Annotated in this window: 16 protein-coding genes; 11 read left to right on the forward strand and 5 right to left on the reverse strand. The window is 51.4% G+C overall.

What is annotated here, in order from left to right:
* Window positions 1–47 precede the first annotated feature (47 nt).
* From J2I46_RS28690 to J2I46_RS33020, 5 genes are all read left to right on the forward strand, one after another.
* A complete protein-coding gene (locus tag J2I46_RS28690; RefSeq protein ID WP_207332546.1) occupies window positions 48–1367 on the forward strand; it encodes a S41 family peptidase in 1320 nt (439 codons plus the stop codon).
* A gap of 519 nt (window positions 1368–1886) precedes the next feature.
* The gene (locus J2I46_RS28695; protein ID WP_207332547.1) at window positions 1887–2960 is read left to right on the forward strand and encodes a sensor histidine kinase; all 1074 of its coding nucleotides are present in this window, start codon (window positions 1887–1889) and stop codon (window positions 2958–2960) included.
* The gene (locus J2I46_RS28700; RefSeq protein WP_207332548.1) at window positions 2957–3994 is read left to right on the forward strand and encodes a sensor histidine kinase; all 1038 of its coding nucleotides are present in this window, start codon (window positions 2957–2959) and stop codon (window positions 3992–3994) included. The genes J2I46_RS28695 and J2I46_RS28700 overlap by 4 nt, the downstream gene beginning before the upstream one ends.
* A gap of 836 nt (window positions 3995–4830) precedes the next feature.
* Window positions 4831–5271, forward strand: coding sequence for a hypothetical protein (locus tag J2I46_RS28705; protein ID WP_207332549.1), 441 nt, complete (start codon window positions 4831–4833; stop codon window positions 5269–5271).
* A gap of 523 nt (window positions 5272–5794) precedes the next feature.
* Window positions 5795–6364 (forward strand): c-type cytochrome, encoded by a 570-nt coding sequence (locus J2I46_RS33020; RefSeq protein ID WP_310589097.1) that lies wholly within the window; start codon window positions 5795–5797, stop codon window positions 6362–6364.
* Between the two features lie 321 nt (window positions 6365–6685).
* Here J2I46_RS33020 and J2I46_RS28715 read toward each other — a convergent pair whose 3' ends face one another.
* Complete coding sequence (locus tag J2I46_RS28715; protein ID WP_207332550.1) at window positions 6686–7711, reverse strand: sensor histidine kinase; 1026 nt, start codon at window positions 7709–7711, stop codon at window positions 6686–6688.
* A 328-nt stretch (window positions 7712–8039) separates the two neighbouring features.
* Window positions 8040–9065, reverse strand: coding sequence for a sensor histidine kinase (locus J2I46_RS28720; RefSeq protein ID WP_207332551.1), 1026 nt, complete (start codon window positions 9063–9065; stop codon window positions 8040–8042).
* A gap of 236 nt (window positions 9066–9301) precedes the next feature.
* On the opposite strand from J2I46_RS28720, the gene J2I46_RS28725 reads away from it, so the two are divergent.
* From J2I46_RS28725 to J2I46_RS28750, 6 genes are all read left to right on the forward strand, one after another.
* Complete coding sequence (locus J2I46_RS28725; protein WP_207332552.1) at window positions 9302–9880, forward strand: cupin domain-containing protein; 579 nt, start codon at window positions 9302–9304, stop codon at window positions 9878–9880.
* A gap of 135 nt (window positions 9881–10015) precedes the next feature.
* On the forward strand, window positions 10016–11149 hold the full coding sequence (locus J2I46_RS28730) for an NHL domain-containing protein (protein WP_207332553.1): 1134 nt from the start codon (window positions 10016–10018) through the stop codon (window positions 11147–11149).
* 41 nt (window positions 11150–11190) lie between these two features.
* A complete protein-coding gene (locus J2I46_RS28735) occupies window positions 11191–11919 on the forward strand; it encodes a hypothetical protein (RefSeq protein WP_207332554.1) in 729 nt (242 codons plus the stop codon).
* A gap of 203 nt (window positions 11920–12122) precedes the next feature.
* Window positions 12123–13898 carry an IPT/TIG domain-containing protein gene (locus J2I46_RS28740; protein WP_207332555.1) on the forward strand — a complete coding sequence of 592 codons (1776 nt, stop codon included), beginning with the start codon at window positions 12123–12125 and terminating at the stop codon, window positions 13896–13898.
* A gap of 229 nt (window positions 13899–14127) precedes the next feature.
* The gene (locus tag J2I46_RS28745) at window positions 14128–15654 is read left to right on the forward strand and encodes a PKD domain-containing protein (protein WP_207332556.1); all 1527 of its coding nucleotides are present in this window, start codon (window positions 14128–14130) and stop codon (window positions 15652–15654) included.
* Window positions 15655–15937: 283 nt separating this feature from the next.
* Complete coding sequence (locus J2I46_RS28750; protein ID WP_207332557.1) at window positions 15938–16981, forward strand: sensor histidine kinase; 1044 nt, start codon at window positions 15938–15940, stop codon at window positions 16979–16981.
* A 122-nt stretch (window positions 16982–17103) separates the two neighbouring features.
* On the opposite strand, the gene J2I46_RS28755 is transcribed toward J2I46_RS28750, so the two are convergent.
* The 3 genes from J2I46_RS28755 to J2I46_RS28765 all read right to left on the reverse strand — a co-directional run bounded on the left by J2I46_RS28755 (window position 17104) and on the right by J2I46_RS28765 (window position 19260).
* A complete protein-coding gene (locus tag J2I46_RS28755; protein WP_207332558.1) occupies window positions 17104–17895 on the reverse strand; it encodes a LytR/AlgR family response regulator transcription factor in 792 nt (263 codons plus the stop codon).
* A gap of 761 nt (window positions 17896–18656) precedes the next feature.
* Complete coding sequence (locus tag J2I46_RS28760; RefSeq protein ID WP_207332559.1) at window positions 18657–18857, reverse strand: hypothetical protein; 201 nt, start codon at window positions 18855–18857, stop codon at window positions 18657–18659.
* A 229-nt stretch (window positions 18858–19086) separates the two neighbouring features.
* On the reverse strand, window positions 19087–19260 hold the full coding sequence (locus J2I46_RS28765) for a helix-turn-helix domain-containing protein (RefSeq protein WP_207332560.1): 174 nt from the start codon (window positions 19258–19260) through the stop codon (window positions 19087–19089).
* Between the last annotated feature and the right edge of the window lie 43 nt (window positions 19261–19303).

Raw genomic sequence — 19303 nt, forward strand, 5'->3', positions numbered from 1 at the left:
ATGGACACGTAGCCGGTATTAAGCGGTGCACCAATCAGAACCAGACAATGAGTAAGCTACCTCTCCTTCTGAGTCTGCTGATCCTGACAGGGTCGCTATCAGCGCAGCAGCTCACCCCGGCTGACCGCCAGCAAACCATTGACGCTACGTTAACACTGCTCGACAAGGAGTACGTGTTTCCCGACAAAGTTGATACCATGCGCCAATACGTGCGAAGTCGGCTTAGCACCTGCTACGACACCATCACGGACAGCCAACGGCTTGCCCGTAGGTTGACCATCGACTTGCAGGCTGTCAGTAATGATAAACACCTGCGCGTCAATTATTTCGCCAGCGGGGTACCTACGGCGGAGTTATGGAACAAAAACCCCAGCCCCGCTCAGCAGGCCGTGCAGCGCGCCTTCCTGAACAAGTGGATGTTGCGCGAAAACTTCGGTATCCTAAACCTGTCTGTATTGAAAGGTAATCTGGGCTACATCAGCTTCAAGGTATTGGCCCCACCCGAACTCGCCGGGCCTTCTTACGTAGCAGCGATGAACTACCTGGCCCAGACCGATGCCCTTATCATCGACCTGCGACAGTGTAACGGAGCCCTATCGGAACATGCTATACCGCTACTGTGCAGCTATTTTTTTGCCCAACCCACGCACCTGAACGATCTCTACTGGCGCGATGGCAACAGGACAAGCCAATCGTGGACGTACGCACAGGTACAGGGACAACATTATGGTAACAAACCGATCTTCGTGCTGACCAGTTCAGCCACTTTTTCGGGGGGCGAAGAGCTGGCTTACGACCTAAAAAACCTGAAACGGGCTACACTGGTGGGCGATACCACCGGTGGGGGCGCCAACGGTGGGGGCACGCTGCAGGTTAATGAGCACTTTGCCGCCTTTGTACCTGCGGGCCGGGCCATCAACCCCATCACCAAAGCCAATTGGGAGGGTGTGGGCGTGGCCCCAGATACACTGGTGAGCGCCAGCAGAGCACTATACGTAGCACAGCGACTGGCCATCCAGCGGGTCTTGGACAAACCGGATCTGACCGCCGATGATCGCCACTATCTGACGGGTATTCTGGCTGAGCTGAACCGCAACGCCCCCCATTTTGTCCGGCGCACCTTTACGTTGCGTGGTCATGCTCAGGCAAAGGTAGTGCAACTGGTAGGGTCATTTAACGGCTGGTCGACCAGGGCGAATCGGATGGTGCGCCGGGGTAACGAATGGGTCGTTGAGGCCGAAGTGGAACCCGGTAAAGTGAGCTACAAATTTGTGGTAGATGGCCAATGGATGACTGATCCCGCTAACCCTCTTACCGAAGGAGAAGGTTTATTTACAAACTCCGTACTGGAGGTTGCCGAACGCTGACCATACCGATCCGTAGAGTACTCATACGTCGCGCGGCGTGTTCAAAGGCTATGCTGGCTCTGGTGTAGATTCATACTGGAAATGTTCGGATTCAAGGTGGCGAAAGGCCACGTGCTGCATTCGTTCCCTACCAGCCACAAACAATAGGTAATGCGGTTTTCTTGAACATATGCGGCTAAAGTATCACCATTGTGCAGTTGTTTTGGGGCTTATGACTCATTCCGTTCGGGCTATTGGTTCTCAATCGACTATCAGCATCACCGAAAGTCGCAGTAGCAACGGCGGTGGATGGCGTATTCGTAGACTGCGGTACGTCAATAACGCCAACACATAAGCGAACGTGGTGTAAATGAATAGATAAAAAGATTTATCCATTCAACCGCCAAAAGCCGCCTCACCAGCGGTTTTTCCGTTTCGGGAGTACGTGGGCTAGGTGTTTATCAGCAGCCCATGCACATTTATTCCTGCAAAAAAAGAAATACGTTTGTGTAATCCTCGTTCACTCAATCCGTCCTCGCTTTGGAACGCCCCAACGACAAATGGCTACGTAGTGTGTTCATTCCACTGATTGCACTGGTGTTCGTCGTTATTAGCTATTCGGATAGTTTAACACTGGACTGGATACAGGCGGTAGCCTGGTGGATTGCAAACAGCCTGTTTGGCTTAGTTATGTGGGAGGTGTCCATGCAGTGGTTGCTTTTTGTTCGGCGTCGCCACAACCGAATTGAACAGACGCGCCAACGGGTGATGACCACTTTCATCGGCTACATGCTTATTGTCGTTGCCTGCCAATCAGCATATATTCAACTAGTCAAGGTTGCTAACTTGAACGCCGTACCGATAACGGCTGCCATGTATTTGAAAAGTTTTGGTATTGGCCTGTTTAGTTTACTGCTTGTCGGATCGGCACTTGAGTTTAAGTATTACATGGCTCGTTACCGCGAGGCCATTCAGGAGTCGGAAAACATGAAAAAAGCGGGCTTACAAAGCCAGTATGACAGCCTGAAGAACCAGGTTAATCCACATTTCCTGTTCAACAGCCTCAACTCGCTCAATGCGCTTATCAGCGAAGACCGGGAAAAGGCAGGTATGTTCCTCGACGAACTATCCAGCGTATATCGCTACCTGTTGCAGGCCAGCCAACGACCGCTCGTGATCTTGACAGATGAAGTCGCCTTTCTGGACGCCTACCGGTATTTGCTCGATATGCGGTTCGGCGAGGCACTTCGCTGGGAGATACGTCTGGATGAGTCATACATGGACTACTGGCTTCCGCCGCTCACCATTCAGACGCTGGTGGAAAATGCGCTGCGCCTGAATATAGCCTTGCCCGAATGTCCCCTCACGCTCCACATTACCATTCCGTCTCCAGGTACATTAGCTGTTTGCAACACAATTCAGCGGAAGAAAGTGGCGGTGCTGGGGCAACAAGGTGGGTTAACGATGCTGGCCAAACGCTACGTTTCGCTGGGGTTGCCCGCGCCGGTTATTGAAGACGACGGTGACCAGTTCACCGTGCGACTGCCACTAACGCCAAAAGAGCAGATTCCCGACGTACCTATCGATACGCCAGGTCATGCATCTAGCCTATGAAGCTTGAACGCTACTCGAATCAGGATGAGGTAATGCAGGGGCTGATAGTCCCGGTCTACGTTGGCGTGCTAAACTGGATACTGCTGGGTAACCAGTACTGGCGTAACGGATGGGTGTTTATAATCGCCACTTTGCTGACGCTGGCGGTGTCGTTGGCGGCCTGGTTTGGCAACAATGCCGCCGGGCTTTATTTGAACAGGCTGTTTCCAGGCATAGATCAGACCATTACGCGTCTGCTGTGGCTGCTGGTCTGGTGCGCGCTGGTGGGCTGGTTGTGCTGCGTGTTTCTCTATGGTTGTTACCACCTGATCAACTCGCCCAGCCTGCCCATGCAACCGAGTCGGCTACCCTGGGTACTACTATTCAACCTGCTGGTGGTGCTCATGGTAATTACGCTTTACGAGGGCATTCGGGCGTTTGAACGCTGGGAACGCGCCCTCCGCGAGACAGAAGAACTGAAAAAAGCGAACCTGCAAAGCCAATTCGACAGCCTCAGAAGTCAGATTAACCCCCACTTTTTGTTCAACAGCCTTAATACACTGTCGTCGCTGATTGAAGAAGACCCCATGCAGGCCGAGCAGTTTGTGGGAGAGATGGCGAGCGTGTACCGCTATCTGCTCCGCGCTAACGAAACACTGTTGGCAGCGCTGGATAACGAGCTGACCTTCGCACAATCGTATTTCCACCTGCTTCATACCCGTTACGGGTCCAATATCCACTTGGAACAGATCATTGACGAACGCTTCTACAACTATCTACTGCCTCCACTGACATTGCAATTATTGCTGGAAAACGCAGTGAAGCACAACGTCATCTTGCCCGAACAGCCCCTGCACATTAGCATTCGCACCGAGGCCGGCAATCAACTGGTGGTGCGCAATAACCTGCAACGAAAGAAGGCCCGTATCCTGAGCAATCAGGTAGGACTTACCAACATTGCCACGCAGTACAGGCTGCTGGGCGGCGGGGATATCCGCGTGGAAGAAGATGACCAATTCTTCACCGTCACGCTTCCCCTCATACGGCAGACATAGCCCCGGTCAGAGTGGTAAGCGTCAATCAGTCTATTTCCAGCAAACGGCCTGTTTCACTCGCCTGTTTTGACGGCTGGTGAGACAGGCCGTTTGCTCTGCCCTGGCCCAAGGTCAGCTTTACACCGCCAACATGGCAGAACGTTTCCTGTTCAACCCAAATAACGAAATGCCTATGAAAATTGCCCGAATTACCCGTTGACTCGCTCCTGGTTTGCTTGCCTATTCGCTTTTCGCCGCCCGCAAAAAAGAAGGGACTGACTCCGTGCAACCCAGTATCCTGCTCTACGCGCTGCCTTCGACGAACCTTCCCAACTGTTTCGAATCACTTCTTCCACTGATAAGATGGCTGTATCAGAGTGGAAGGTGCTCAACGCCACAGCAAACCAGTTGACAGTGCAAACGGCAGTAGTTGAAGAGGTATCACGTATAAAGACATCATGACCTTGAAGTCGCGGTAACTCCAACCGGTCAATTACTTGAGAGGTAGGAATAACCATCGTCTGAATAGGCACTTTCAACAAGAATCTAGTTTTTACGCCACCTCTATAGCTGCCTGAGAAAAATCTCCAGCGTACTGTTGCAAGTTCACATAGGAGCGGCGTGTCACGGCGACAGTCGTAGCTATGCACCTGCAAACTGCTACAATAAGAGGGCAAGGTATTCCGATTCGTCTCGACTATTCACCATTTCAACGAGGCGTTTTACCGGTTGACTTGATCGGTTGTTCATCATCCTACGCCTACCAGCCACCTTTGTTCCGTCAATCAGCGACAGAGACGAAAGGAAATTTTAGATCACGGTTAACCGTCTATTTCAGCACTAAACAACACAATACGATGAAAACAGTACCTACATTCTCCAGAATGATGCTCGCTTTTATGCTGGGTATCCTGATGTTCACTTCCTGCAAAAAGGATAACGATACGACACCATCACCCATGGCCGACCTTGCTACCCGTATAGCAGGTCAGTACACTTACTCTGAACTGTCGTACGGCGGCAAAACGCGGCCCGCTGACCAAACTGACATGAAAGGCAGTATTGTGGTAACCCGTAAAACGGCAACAACCGTTAACATGGTACTCGATTTTCGTATAAAGTCATCTGGTGAGGAGTTTTTAGTACTGTCTGCTGATGATGTCCAGGTAACTGAAACGGGTGGTGAGGTCAGCTTTATGTATCAGGGCAGTAAGGTTGGTATACTGAAGGCCAACAAGCTCACCATTAATGGCGAAGATGACGCCAATGTGCCATTCGGTATTAGTGCTACCAAATAGGTAAATCAAATTACGTACGGCACACGCGCTTAACGGCTTGAATTTTCGGTATCTGGCACAGACACATGTCATTCGTTTAGCCAAGTAGAATCCCCGGTGCACACGATGTATCGGGGATTTTTTATTGGTCGGTCACTGCAATAGGACCGTTCGCACAGACCGTACCTGGTGAACCGAGATGGACCGCTATATCCTACCTCCTGTAAGCAATGGGCCATAAGGCATTGCTCTACTCATAAACGGGACATTGAACCCCTACATCAGCATGCTGGCTGATAACCAGCCGGTTCTGCTGCGGCTTCAGGCCGGATTTCTTCCGTTTCAACGGCACCTATCTTGAGCGCGGCGGCCCCTACATGCAACTTTACAACGTACCTGGCAGCTAAATATCTTCCTCTCAATCACATCTAACGCCATCATTATCATGAAAAAATGCTGAGATTCGTCTCCATTGTAGTCGTTAGTCTGGTATCGCTGCTAGTCAGCTTCTGTGGCTATGTGGCTACGGTAGGCGTACCAAGCTGTGACCCGTCTGCGGTTCCTAATTACTCCCACCCCGGTAGCGCGTGGCGAAGTCATTGAGAACATTCAGTGTATGTCCTGCCATGCGGATAATGAGAACCGACTAACGGGAAAACGCATGGCCGAGGTACCCGCCATCTTTGGTATGGTGTACTCGAAAAACACTACTCAGGACTGGGAGAAGGGCATTGGCAACTGGACAGATGGAGAACTCATCTATTTTCTACGCACGGGTATCCGGCGCGACGGTAGCTATGCACTCATCATGCCACAATACCCCAATATGGTCGACGAAGACCTGCAATCGGTGGTAGCCTGGCTGCGTTCTGATCGGTTTCCGGTGCAGGCGTCGAAGCCGGAGCCACAGGCCTCGGAGTTCAGCCTTGTGACCAAACTGCTGACGCACGTGTTGCTCAAACCGCTCCCCTATCCGCAACAGTTCATTACCTTCCCCGACACAACCGATCAGGTAGCGTTTGGCCGATACACCGCCGATGCCATTGGCGATTGCTGTGCATGTCATTCTTCCGACCTGGTCGATCAGGACAAGATTCATCCACACCGCACCTAAAGGTATTACGGCGGTGGCATCGAGATGGTGGGTGAAGACGGTAACAAGGTTACCGCCCAAAATTTGATGTTCGATGAGCAGACTGGTATTGCTAAAAAGTATTCCAGAGAGCCGTTTATCAAGACAGTGAAAACGGGAGTCCGGTCTGATGGGAGTATCCTCAAATTACCAATGGAACCCAAAATGGTCCTGTCAGATCGGGAGGTCGGTGCTATTTACGACTACTTGAAAACGGTACCGAAGATTCACAACGACATTGCGCAGAAAACAACGGCACTACATTTGGTTAACAAATGAGGCCGCAGCGTAACTCAGGCATCATTAGAGTAGTGGCAGCGTTACCTTAAACTCCTGTCCGTCCTCTTCAACAACTGGCTGAATGTCCCCTAGTGCCTGGTAGCGGGCTAGGATATTGCTTAGGCCAATACCCGTAGAGAGAATACGGCTCTGTTTTCGTTGCAGGTTATTACTCACGATCAGTTGTTGCCCAATTGCCGTTAAGCTAACAGTGAGCGGTTGGTCGGGCAGGACAACATTATGTTTGACGGCATTCTCGATCAACAATTGCAAGGTTAGCGGGGGTAATTGGTACAGCTCTGCACCAGGTTGAACGCGCGTCACCAGGGTAAGCGCATCGCCATGGCGGGTTTTTAACAGGTGGTAGTACGATTGAATGAACTCCAATTCATTTGCCAGCGAGGTCAGGCTACATTCGTTACTGCGAAGCAGATAGCGATATACTGTGCTCAGTTCTTCGGCAAACGTGCTGGCTTGCCGGGGATCTTCATCAATTAGGGAGATCAACGAGGTCAGGCTGTTGAAGAGAAAGTGGGGATTGACCTGTTGGCGCATGGTGTCCAGTTGGGCTTGTAACTGGGCTCGGCTCAGGGTATCAACTTCTCGACGAGATTGTTGCCAGTAACTAAAATTATGAATACCCTCGTAAATGGCAACAACCAGCAGCACAAAAGCAGCCGTAGATAAGACACCAAAACCCAGCCGATAGACATTTGGGATGAAACCAGGCAGGTTTATGAGTTTATACAGACTGAAGATAAGACAACTATGTGTGCAGGAGCTAAACAGGCAGGCAACTGTTTGCCTGCCTATTCGGGCAAAGTATTGTCCGGGTTCAGGATACCAACCGTGTAGCCGTAGCGAAATCGTGTTATTTACCAGCCAGTTAACAAACGTGATGACGAGTGTAATGAAGGTAGCAAAACCAAAGGTTGTCTCATTACTCCAGTACTCGTTGCCAATAAATATCCAGTTTAACGAACCGATGTGCAATGGCAACACAACGGCCTGCAACAACGAGTCGTAACGGGAATAAGCCGGTAACTTCATACTATAAGTAGAACGGGTAGGCAATCAAAGTTATAAATTTCTACCCACTCAAGTTACAGCTTGTAATACCTGATGATTTATCGGTAACTGCAGCTATTCATTTTAGGTTAATTGGCAAGTAATTAACTTTATATATAGGCTAGTATTTGATTGATATGATGAGCGTTGGTTACTACTTTCGCCACATAGTCTATGCTAAATAGAAGGCGAAAGTAGTACTAGACATTCAATTCCCCATGGCTTCGTGATTGCTTCAACTCGTTGCAGTTCCACCAAATCTACCTAGTATAATTTATCGTTATCTGGAACAGCGGAGCAGACGAAATCCTCAAAGCAAGGGTAGTGTTACCCGAAATTCTCGCCCGTCGTCTTCTATCATTGGCTGGAGGTCGCCTAGTGCTTGATAGCGGGTCAGGATATTGCTCAGACCTACCCCGTTGGAGAGCACCCGTTGCGGTTTACGTTGCAGATTGTTACTGACGATCAACTGATTTCCGTTCGAAGTTAGTGAGATGGTGAGTGGCTGGTCTGGCAACGCCACATTATGTTTGACAGCATTCTCAATAAGCAGTTGTAACGTCAACGGGGGTAGTTGATAACCCTCCGCACCAGGTTGTATTTGGGTTTCCAGCGTCAGGGCATCGCCGTGCCGTGTTTTGAGCAAGTGGTAGTACGACTGAATAAACTCCAGTTCACTAGCCAACGAGGTTAGGATAGAGTCGTTACTACGAAGCAGATACCGATATACTGTACTTAATTCTTCTGCGAAGGTGCTGGCCTGCCTAGGGTCCTCATCGATTAGGGAGATCAACGAGTTCAGGCTGTTAAAAAGAAAGTGGGGATTAACCTGTTGGCGTAACGCGTCGAGTTGGGCCTGTAGCTGGGCTTTGCTGAGTGTCTCAACTTCTTGTCGAGACTGTTGCCATTGGCCGAAATTATCGATGCTTTCGTACGATACCGTAATCACGGCGTCAACAATAATGGTGAAAAGCACGCCCAGCGCCAGACGCAATGGATCGGGTACGTAACCGGGCAGATGTATCCACTGGTAGATAAAAAACGCCGTACCAAAAAACAGACTCGAACAGGTGGCTGTAACGATAAACTTCCTGAGCGTTTTAGCCATATACTGCTCAGGTTCAATAACTGTCCGGCGCATCCGCTTCACAAACAGCTTATTAGTATTGAAATTAATGACGGCCAGAAGGAGCAGCACGCCCGTTGCCACCCCAAAAGTGATCCAGTTTTGCCAATACGTATTGCCAATCAGAATCCAGTTGAACAGGCCTATGTACAGCGGAATAATGATGAACTGCAGCAGAACCAGATACCGGGCAGGTGTTTTCAACGTCATGGGTGTAAGTGAATCTGGCTAAGCCACTCAAAACTATATAATTTATATACATCTATACACTCCGCTTACATTGTTCGTAATGCTTTACCCGCATACAGTTCTTACATCCGTTTCAAACTTCAGTTCACCCCCGGCTTTTAACGCTTCGTCGGTTTGTCCGTTGGTTACCCCTCGGTGAATGCGAACCTTTGATCCAATCAACTTTTACTACCAGCATCATTAGGAGCACAACTACCATGAACATCACGTATCCGCATACGATTGAGAATTGCATTGGCGAAAAACTAATCTTTCGGGAAGTCCGCCGAGAGGCCGACGGCGACCGGGTGATTGTAGAGAACTTTGTAGCGCCGGGCAGCGGCCCGCCTATGCACGTACACCGGCTACAGGACGAAGGACTGACGGTCATCAGCGGCCGGATCGGTTATCAGATTCAGGGACAATCCGAACAATTTGCTGAAGAAGGCGAAACGGTTGTATTCGAGCGTGGTGTACCGCACCGATTCTGGAACGCCGGGACACAGACGCTTCATTGTACTGGCTGGATCAATCCGGCAAACTCGGTCGTCTTTTTTCTGTCGGCTATTTACGCCGCGCAGAACAAATCGGGTAAGGCGCAGCCGGAGGTGTTCGACGCTGCTTTTCTGCTAACGCGGTACGCAGCCGAATTCGATATGGTGGAGATCCCCCGCTTTGTACGTACCGTTATTATACCCGTCACATATCAGATCGGGCGGTTGCTGGGCAAGTACACGCATTTCAAGAACGCACCGGAACCGTTACCTACCAGTAGCCAGTTGGCAGTGCTCCAATAGCCCCTTCCGGGTACGTTGTCCATGAAAAGCCGCTTGAAACTTCGTTTCGACAGCGGCTTTTTCCGTTTCAGCCTATTCGCGATTCTCCCCCGGCTTGGGCCCGGCTAGCTTTGACTCAGCTAAACAACAACTACCATGAAAAAGCCAATGCTGGTGCTCCTGCTACTGATGGCATCGATCGCCTGCACCACCCCAGACCCCAATGTCGTTACCCCCAACCCCGGCGGTACAGATGTCAATGCCGGTAAACTACCCTATGTGACCATCACAACCATTGCAGGGTCCGACACGAAGAAAGGCTTCGTGGATGGCAAGGGCACATCGGCTCAGTTTGACTACCCCGCCCAGATGACGTTCGATCGAAATGACAACCTCTACGTCATCGACCAGCGCAAAAGCTATTACGGGGGAAGTGTCATCCGTAGAGTAGACCCGGCCGGTAACGTGACCACATTTGCCCGAGGACTGGGTTCGGTTACCGACATCTGCGTGGACCCCCGCGATGGTGTTACGCTCTACGCCATTGAAAGTGGTGATGCCGTTGGGGTCTATAACGGCATCTTCCGCATCAGCAGCAATGGCGAGGTGACCCGCCTGAGCGGTGGCCCGGATGCCAGCGGCGGCTATAGCTTCGGGTACCGCGATGGTCCCCTTGCCCAAGCCAAGTTCAGTAATCCCTGGAGCATTGTCATGGACAAAGCGGGTATGCTCTACATCGGCGACGGACTGAACCACTGTATTCGAAAAGTGAACCTCAGCACGGGTATGGTCTCGACGCTGGCGGGCAAACCGGAGGAAAATAGTTCGACCTGTAAACTGGTGGATGGAAAAGGAACTGATGCCCGGTTCTGCACCGTCGAAGACCTGACCCTCGATGATGCCGGCAATCTATACGTGCCGGATTGGGGCAACCACGCTGTCCGGCAAATCACCCCCGACGGCACCGTATCAACGTACCTGGGGCTAAGCACCGGCTATTCGGCCGACAAGCCGCGCAGCAAAAGTGGCGTCTACCAACCCTACCGTGTGCAGTACGATCCAATCAATAAACGACTATTCGTGATCGTCGATACCGGGTCATACATGATTATGGTCACACCCGACGACTATGTACATAGCTTGGATCGCCTGCTAGCGCATGATTACGCCGATACCAGTCCTGGAACGAGCCATGCCAATTATAGCCTGGCTGTCAACTCGAAGGGCGAGCTGTTTACGCTGGACAAATACAACCACTGCATCCGCAAGCGTACGATTACCTGGAAATAAGCCAACGTGGTCATTCACCAATCAATAAACCACTGGCCATCATGAAACGGCTCCTTTATTTCCTGCTCACGTTGAGCACAATTGCCCTGCCTTCGTGCAAGCAACATACAGACATTGACCTGATAGACGGGTCTGACTCGACCGACATAGGTTTACGTCCCCAAAGTTCGGCTCCAGGCTTTGGTGATTCGAAAGCCCGGCCACTGGGTACGCCCTTTGTTTATCCGGCAGGTATCAGGGTGGTCGATAAACCCAGGCATGAGTATGCCTGCTGGCAGGAATCTGTCGAAAAAAACACCCGACTGGGTGGCGGGGGAATGGTGCAGTTCTGTGTCTCGTTTCAGAACACGACAAACGGGCCCATTAAACTGGAATTTCCGCCAAAGACCATCTGGATTGCCGAGAATCTGAGCATGCAGAACGGAATCAACCTCAAGTGGATCAGACTAGTGGTGCCGGCCCAAAGCGTGCTGGTATGTCACATCAATGCGTTTTGCATCAATCCATCCCGCTCCCCGACCGGTCTTGGCGAGCAGTATCAAAGCCAGCCCATCATCAGTAACCACCCCGGTCTGGACGAACTGGTACAGTTGGTAGCGACTAAAAAAGTAGACTTTGTCGATTATGGTATCAACATCCAGAATGGTGACGTAAAAGCCTTCACCGAGGCATTCGTGGCGGGGCAGCTAGCCGCTGAAGACATCGCCCGAGAGGGTATACTGAGTTCAGAAGCCAAGCAGCGAATAGCCGCCCTGCCCGACATCAAGTAAGCAGGATACAGCGTGTATGCCAGACTGTTGGCCAGTGCTGGCAGCCATGTTTCTTCCATGACCAATACCAAAAGCCGCTTCACAAGCGGCTTTTTCCGTTTCATCAAACTGGCGGCTGGGTACGTTGTGGGTACCTGCCAATTTTGAGTCGTCAGTACGCAAGTGCGTCTGCAACTCCTGTTCGATCAGTAAACAACAACACGATGAAATCCTTCCTCTATCTCCTGCTTACCATTCTTACGCTGGGTACTATATCCTGCAAACACGACCCCGATGCTGTAATTCCCGGCTCCCCGGGTGGCAACGGTACCCAACGACCCACCGGAGAACCACTGGGAGAGCGGGAAACAAAACAGATCGGCCCCGCCGGGGGAAGTCTTCAGTCTGGCGATGGTACGCTAACGATCACCGTACCCGCCGGAGCACTCACCGCCCTGACTGAGGTGGGCATTGAGCCTATTACCAGCACCTGCCCTGGTGGCATTGGCGATGGCTGGCGGCTCACTCCCCACGGCAAGGCGTTCGCCAAACCCGTAGAAATCAAGCTGAACTATGCTGCCCGAAAAGACAGCGTTAGCCTGCCTCAGGCGCTGGGCCTTGCTTATCAGGATAGCAAGGGCGTCTGGCGGTTTGTGGGCAACAGTAGTGTTAACGCCAGTACCCACACACTGACCCTGCAGACGACGCACTTCAGCGATTGGGTTGTGGTGCAGTGGATGACCCTCTCGCCCCTCTCAGCCCGGGTTGGCGAAAAGCAACAGGTAACCCTCAAAGCCCTTAAGTACATTACCCCTTCTTTATCAGAAGACGGGCTGGTGCTCCAATCAGTGGCCGAATACGAGAATGGCTACCCGATAGCTGAGCCGGAGCCGCTCGATCCCAAATACATCAAGAAATGGTCGCTGGGGGGCGTGGGTTCGCTGAACGTTTCGCCGGCAACAAACCAGGCGGTCTATTCAGCGCCGGCTCAGGTTCAGAAAACGTCGACAGCCGCGGTTAGCCTGGAGTTGAAAGGCCTTTTTTCCACGTTTACCGGGCAGAACCTGCTGGTGTCGAACATCACGGTGATGGGCTTCGAGGTAGCATACCTACAAGTGGCTGAGAAGAACGGACCCGGAGGTGGTCGAGATAGCGAACTGATCATCTACGGCAGTAACTTCGGTGCCCAGGACAAAGCCAAATCGAGCGTTACAATCGACGGTCAGGTGATTGGCGCACAGGACATTTCGGTGTGGGGAGACAACCTTATTATCTGCCGGATTCCGATGATCGGCCCCGGTTCGTCGGGACCAGTACGGGTAAAAACAGCATCAGGTGCCATGACTGAACCGCACTTGTTGAACGAATGGACTGTGCCGATGCGCATCAGTCGGCCCAGCGCCCGCGTAGGCCAAAGTATGAATGAAGCAGCCACCATTTACCTGCGTATTCGTGGCGACGCCTCGCCCGTCCCGCCCGACCTGACACTCATCTACGATGAAGATTCGCAAAATACGGCAGCCTTCAAGTCCTACGTACGTTGGGAGGCGCAGGGCGAAGGCTTCTCCACGATGAGAAACGCCGAGTTCTGCGGTACCGAAAAGGAGGTATGGACCAAAAGCGCGGGCGACATTGACCTGACGTATATGGTCAGCCCTACTGATAAACAATATTTCAACGTAAATCTGTATCACCTGCCGGGCAAAGGGTTTACTGTCAGTTTCAGGTATCAATCCAAGGATGCGGTACCGTCTAATCACGTGTCAACAGACTGTGAAGGCAATACGATTCGGAGCAATCGGCCTCATACGATCAGCTTTCCAAGTGAGTTTCACGAAGAGCGTTTCCCGTTGCTGTTCAGCGGGAATACACTGAAAGGAGGTAAGTCTGCCATACACGAAACGGGTATCAATTGCTACCTGCACTACGACTTCGACGATTCGATCAACTGGGGGCAGACTATTCAATTAACCTGGGATACCACTACGGGGAAATTCTAGTTTGCTTTCGCGTACTGCTTCGCGAGCTAGGCCCTTCGACAAGCTCGCGAAGCAATAAGCTAAACCTTCCCTCAGATCATTCGCCAAATCACGTACCTAAAGCCGCTTCACAAGCGGCTTTTTCCGTTTCATCAGGTTAGGTCCTTCCCCCCTCGACGGCCTCAAATACCTTTGGTTCAGTAAACAACACCCCTTAAAGCCGTGCGGGCTTCTCTGCACACCGACTCTTATGAAACCAGTATTACGCATTGCGACCCTCCCTGTTCAATCGCTTCCAACCGTCAATCTGGCTGCTGCCAGGTGGGTCACTCTTCTGCTGCTGGCCAGCCTTTTTCTGATGACAGGCTGTAAAAAAGAAACCGACGTAACACCAGCCGGAACCGTTATCGCCAAAGCCGGTCCAGACCAGCCCGTGCAGGTTGGGCAGACAGTTACGCTCGATGGATCAGCCTCGGTCGATAGCGACGGAAAGCCACTAACGTACCTGTGGACCGTTGTCCGTAAACCCGCCAAGAGCACGGCCGTGCTCTCGGACCCTACCTCGTTTAAACCGACCTTCAAAGCCGACGAAGTAGGTGAGTACGAGTTCGAGCTGATGGTGACCAGCCCCAATGGTAAAAGCACCGACCGGGTAGTCGTAGCGGCATCAGTTGCCGAACCCCTGGCTATCACCGCCAATATTACCGTTAAGACCACACTCGTTGACCGGATTGCGAACCCTGACCTGCCAGATTATATCGTAACGAAGTCTATCGACGTAACGCACGAGTTAACCATTAACCCTGGCGTTGTGATTGCATTCGAGCGCGACGTTCGGATGAATATCAATGATGGCGGAGGGCTGTTAATTGCCAAAGGCACCGCCGATCAGAAAATCAAACTGGTTGGCGTTCAGAACACCAAAGGGTACTGGGCGGGCCTTACGCTCTATTCGGGCAGTAATGCCAATACGATGGAATACGTGGAGGTGAGGAATGCGGGTAGCCGAACGGCATTTAGCACCACCAAAGCGGCCCTGTTCGTGGCGGGTAGCACCAAAGCGCAGATCGGTCTGAAAAACTGCCTATTCACTCAGAATGACGGGTACGGCGTCTACGTATACGAAGGTGCAATTATCCGGGAGTTCAGCCAGAACGCCTTCACCGCCAACACAGAGGCTGGTATCTTACTCGATGCCCTGAACGTGGTGAAACTGGACCCGGCTTCCACCTTCACCGGTGGTAACGGACGCAACGTGGTCGAGGTAACGCCATCAGCTATTACCGGCAAAAGTGAGGTAGTCTGGGCTGGCTTTGCCGACAAAACACCGTACCGGATCAACGGCTCGTTCGGGATTGATGCAGGCTTTAAACTGGCGCCGGGGGTAACAATGGAGATGAATCGCGACGCGGTAATTCAGATCAATGCGACGGGTTACCTGAGCGCCAAAGGAACACCCACGCAAAAAGTTATTTTTACCAGCGCCGACAATACGGCTGCGTACTGGCGTGGAATCATCAGTTACTCGGCCGACGCTAAAAATGAACTGGAAAATGCCGAAGTTAATAACGCAGGCAGTAGTTCGATTGTATCGGGTAAGAAAGCCAACATCGCCACTTGGGGCACCCGGTCCACTATAAACGTTACCAAAACGCGCATCAGCGGCAGTGGCGGCTACGGTGTGTTCGTTGGCTATGGCTCGTCTGTCAACACGGATATCAGCACCGCCAATACATTCGAGAAAAACACCCAGGCGAATGTACTGATTGATAAATAATCGATCAACGTGCTGTCTCAACAGGCCGTTGTCGGATCCCCAGTCGGATCCGCTCAGATTACCGGACATAACTAAAATCAGGCCGATAGCCGGCTACATACGTCGATGTATGTAGCCGGCTATCGGCCTACCTAGTATCGGCAACCGGTTCAACCTAAAAAAGTGACGGTTCACAGCCGATTCATTCCTCTCCAGGCACGTGCTTCTTTGTCATGTGTTAGGGTCGCTGTACATTAAGAACCTTTGATGACCTGGCTTAAAGCTACGATGAGGAAAGTACACTATGCAGCGATTGAATGATACCTGGATGCGGCTCGCTGGTGTACCCTTGCTGGCGCTCATGGGTCAATGGATGATGTATGGGTACACTAATACCCCGTATCCCAACGACTGGCGAATTCCCTTTTTTTTTATGATAGGCGCCATACTGGTTTGGGAATTCAACCGGGTGGGCATCATCTTCTCGCGACGGCGATACCCCGAACTGGCGCAGACCCTGAAGCGGGTGTTGTACCAGCTTGGTTGGTTTGTTTTGTTTTGTAGCCTGATCCGAATCACTCAGACATTCGTATACCAACTCATCGGCCTCTGGCAAGCTGTCGGCGAGTCCTCATTTCAGCCCTACTTTTTCAATACCCTTGTTTCGGTTGTTGGTACCATTCAGGTTGCTGCTGTTCTGGAGGGCATTTACCTCTACCAGCGCTGGCAGATGATGTATATTGAAACACAGGAATTGAAGAAGGTAACCCTGCAAAGCCAGCTCGATTCGCTGAAGACACAGCTCAACCCTCATTTTCTGTTCAATAATCTGAACTCGTTATCTGCTCTGATTGCCAGCGATGCTGTTGAAGCCGAGCGGTTTCTCGACGAGCTATCAACGGTGTATCGGTATCTGCTTCAACAGAATAGCCGATCACTATGCCCGCTTACTGATGAACTGGCGTTTCTGGATGCCTATTTTCACCTGATCAAAACCCGGTATGGCGATGGCATCTCCCTGAAAATGGCCATCGATACGCACTTTATGACGTACCTGATACCACCGCTTACGCTCCAGATTCTGTTCGAGAATGCCATTAAGCACAACATTATTTCGGCCAGTTGCCCGCTAACAATACAGATTTATAGTAGGGACGGGATGCTGTATATCGAGAATAACCTCCAGGTAAGGAAAGTCACTGTCCCTACCCATCAGGTTGGCCTGGAAAACGTCATCATGAAGTATAAACTGCTCGATCATTCATCGGTGCTGATACATCACAACGATGAAACGTTCCGGGTGGGTATTCCGCTGATTGCGCCCCAACCTAACCTGCTGTCAACGTAGGCAGGCACTCCTATAGGGGGAACTGTAATGGGGAGCGACCCGGCCAGCTGATCAGGCCAGCACGTAGCCCGGAGGACGTACATGCGCCCGGTCAGCAGTTGAACTGATTTGGATGTAAGCGGTTATTTTCCCATCCACTTCTTGAATTCCGTAGCGCGTTCCCGGCTTACCAGTACTTCGTCGTCGGGGGCGGGCTTCAAGGTCAGTTTGAGCTTATTATTAAAATACGGGTGAATTTGCTGCACCGAGTTGATGTCGATGATGAACTGGCGGTTAGCGCGGAAGAACTGGTTCGGATTGAGCATGGCTTCCAGTTCATCGAGGGTATAATCGACCGGATATTTTTGATTGCTGCGGGTCCGAAATAAACTGACACCTTCTTCTGAATAGAAATAGGCAATGTCGCTCACGTCGACAGGTACCCACTGCGAAAGGTGTCGTACCAGAAACCGACGCCGATGTTCGGCGGGTGCTACCTGTTGCCGGAGTTGTTGTACCAGCGCGTCAATCGACATGGGCGAACCTGTCTCCGGGGGGGCTGCGGCATTCAGGCGGCGGTGTTTTTGCAGGCTGGCTTCGAGTTCGTGGCGTTTGATGGGCTTGAGCAAATAATCGATGCTGTTTACCTTAAAAGCCCGCAGTGCGTACTCATCGTAGGAGGTTGTAAAAATTACCGGGGCCGTTACCGTGGTCTGCTCGAAAATCTCAAAACTCTGTCCGTCAGCCAATTCGATATCCATCAGAATCAGGTCAGGCGCTGAGGGTTGCCCCGGCGAATTGGCTTCCAGCCAGCTAACCGAAGCCCGGACGCTGGCGGCTGTGCCAACGATCTGGATGGTAGGGTCGACATCTTGGAGTAGCTTGGTCAACTTACGGACAGCTAGTTCTTCGTCTTCGATGATGAATACGTTCATAGCGCAGGGGCAAGGCTTAAAAGGTTATAACGTAAAACTATCCTATTGAGCCCCTCGAGCCAACGTTATATCAGTGAAACCATCAAAATTATAGACGGACCTGCAAAGGATGGCAATGAAACGTTTCTATCAATAAAGGTGGCTAGCAATGCAGGGGTGGCGAAGACTATTGTACTTTGACTGGCCATACGGAAACCCAGAAGAAAATCAACAGCCCCTAGTCATTCCGGTAGTCAGTCAGTTGGCTCGGCTTACTATTGAAAAAAAGGCTGGTTTAGCTCCGTGATAAGTTAATTCAGTTCATATAGACTTTTTCACACTTCACCTCTGCTATTGCCAATTGGACTTACAACCAGTATACTGTATGGTGCACCCCAGTTACTGGACAGGATTTTGGCGTTTTCAAACTTGCTGAACTAAGCTCGAAAGTTGTACTTTTTCTTCCCCTTCTGCTCTCATACCCTATTACAGGAGGTTGACAGCCCAACGATTGGTGCTTACGCTCGTGGTTGTAGAAGTGGACATACTCGGGTAGTCCCTGATGCAGGCTGTGCCCGTCTAGCGTAGGCCCGCCCGTAGATAAAGATGCTCATACTTAATGGTCCCGCACCGGCGGATCAATAATAGCACAGAGATACAAAAAACCAGTAGCCACGGGTAGATAAGTGATATGGGTTGACCAGACATAATTAGGGCGATCCACTACTAGCCCTTTTAGTAAGTAGGGATAAATCGTATGGCCCTGTTGGGGCATGGACTGGTTATGTTTCGGCCCAATAGCCGCTAGCCCCATTGAGCGCATTAACCGACGTACCCCTCTTGATATTGACCGGGTTATCTGGCGTGGTCAACTCGTGATCCATCCGTCTGACCGGTACGCCGGCGCGGCTCATTTCAGGACGGGTTGTAAACAGCTTATCGATGCGCTCCATCAAAGCCAACTTTTCCAGTGATTCCCCCACTGGTTGATAGTAGTAACAGGAACGAGGCCGGTCTAAGAGGGCCCATTGTTGGGCGATGGAGAAGTGCTTATCAGCTGGGTCGATAAGAGCCCGCCGGTCAGGACTCAGTTGGTCCGCAATTTTTTTTGAGCCAATCGTTCTCCACTTTCAGTTGCCCTATTGACTGAAACAGAGGCGCTTCGATCTCTTCGCGTTGGTGTTCGGAACGGGGGGATTTGGGCGAGGAGCCCTAGACGAGGACGGGGAACTTGTCGAGCGTCTGTTTCTTCCAGTCGGTGATCTGCTGGGCGTGAATACCAAATTTGCTGGCGAGTTGGGGAAGCGTTTTGAGCCCTTTGAGGGCTTCTAAGACGACTTTGGTTTTGAAAGCCGCGTCGTGAACACGACGGATTGACTTGGTCATATTTGGACATTTTGCAGATAGGTGCTTGACGATTCAAGTTACA

The sequence above is a fragment of the Fibrella forsythiae genome (assembly GCF_017353175.1).
GTDB classification, from domain to species: Bacteria; Bacteroidota; Bacteroidia; order Cytophagales; family Spirosomataceae; genus Fibrella; species Fibrella forsythiae.

What these genes read in the sequence shown, in the direction of transcription:
- J2I46_RS28690 (WP_207332546.1), top strand. Translation starts at nt 48, where the DNA reads ATGAGTAAGCTACCTCTCCTTCTGAGTCTGCTGATCCTGACAGGGTCG.
- J2I46_RS28700 (WP_207332548.1), top strand. Translation starts at nt 2,957, where the DNA reads ATGAAGCTTGAACGCTACTCGAATCAGGATGAGGTAATGCAGGGGCTG.
- J2I46_RS28705 (WP_207332549.1), top strand. Translation starts at nt 4,831, where the DNA reads ATGAAAACAGTACCTACATTCTCCAGAATGATGCTCGCTTTTATGCTG.
- J2I46_RS28715 (WP_207332550.1), bottom strand. Translation starts at nt 7,711, where the DNA reads ATGAAGTTACCGGCTTATTCCCGTTACGACTCGTTGTTGCAGGCCGTT.
- J2I46_RS28720 (WP_207332551.1), bottom strand. Translation starts at nt 9,065, where the DNA reads ATGACGTTGAAAACACCTGCCCGGTATCTGGTTCTGCTGCAGTTCATC.
- J2I46_RS28725 (WP_207332552.1), top strand. Translation starts at nt 9,302, where the DNA reads ATGAACATCACGTATCCGCATACGATTGAGAATTGCATTGGCGAAAAA.
- J2I46_RS28730 (WP_207332553.1), top strand. Translation starts at nt 10,016, where the DNA reads ATGAAAAAGCCAATGCTGGTGCTCCTGCTACTGATGGCATCGATCGCC.
- J2I46_RS28735 (WP_207332554.1), top strand. Translation starts at nt 11,191, where the DNA reads ATGAAACGGCTCCTTTATTTCCTGCTCACGTTGAGCACAATTGCCCTG.
- J2I46_RS28740 (WP_207332555.1), top strand. Translation starts at nt 12,123, where the DNA reads ATGAAATCCTTCCTCTATCTCCTGCTTACCATTCTTACGCTGGGTACT.
- J2I46_RS28745 (WP_207332556.1), top strand. Translation starts at nt 14,128, where the DNA reads ATGAAACCAGTATTACGCATTGCGACCCTCCCTGTTCAATCGCTTCCA.
- J2I46_RS28750 (WP_207332557.1), top strand. Translation starts at nt 15,938, where the DNA reads ATGCAGCGATTGAATGATACCTGGATGCGGCTCGCTGGTGTACCCTTG.
- J2I46_RS28755 (WP_207332558.1), bottom strand. Translation starts at nt 17,895, where the DNA reads ATGAACGTATTCATCATCGAAGACGAAGAACTAGCTGTCCGTAAGTTG.
- J2I46_RS28765 (WP_207332560.1), bottom strand. Translation starts at nt 19,260, where the DNA reads ATGACCAAGTCAATCCGTCGTGTTCACGACGCGGCTTTCAAAACCAAA.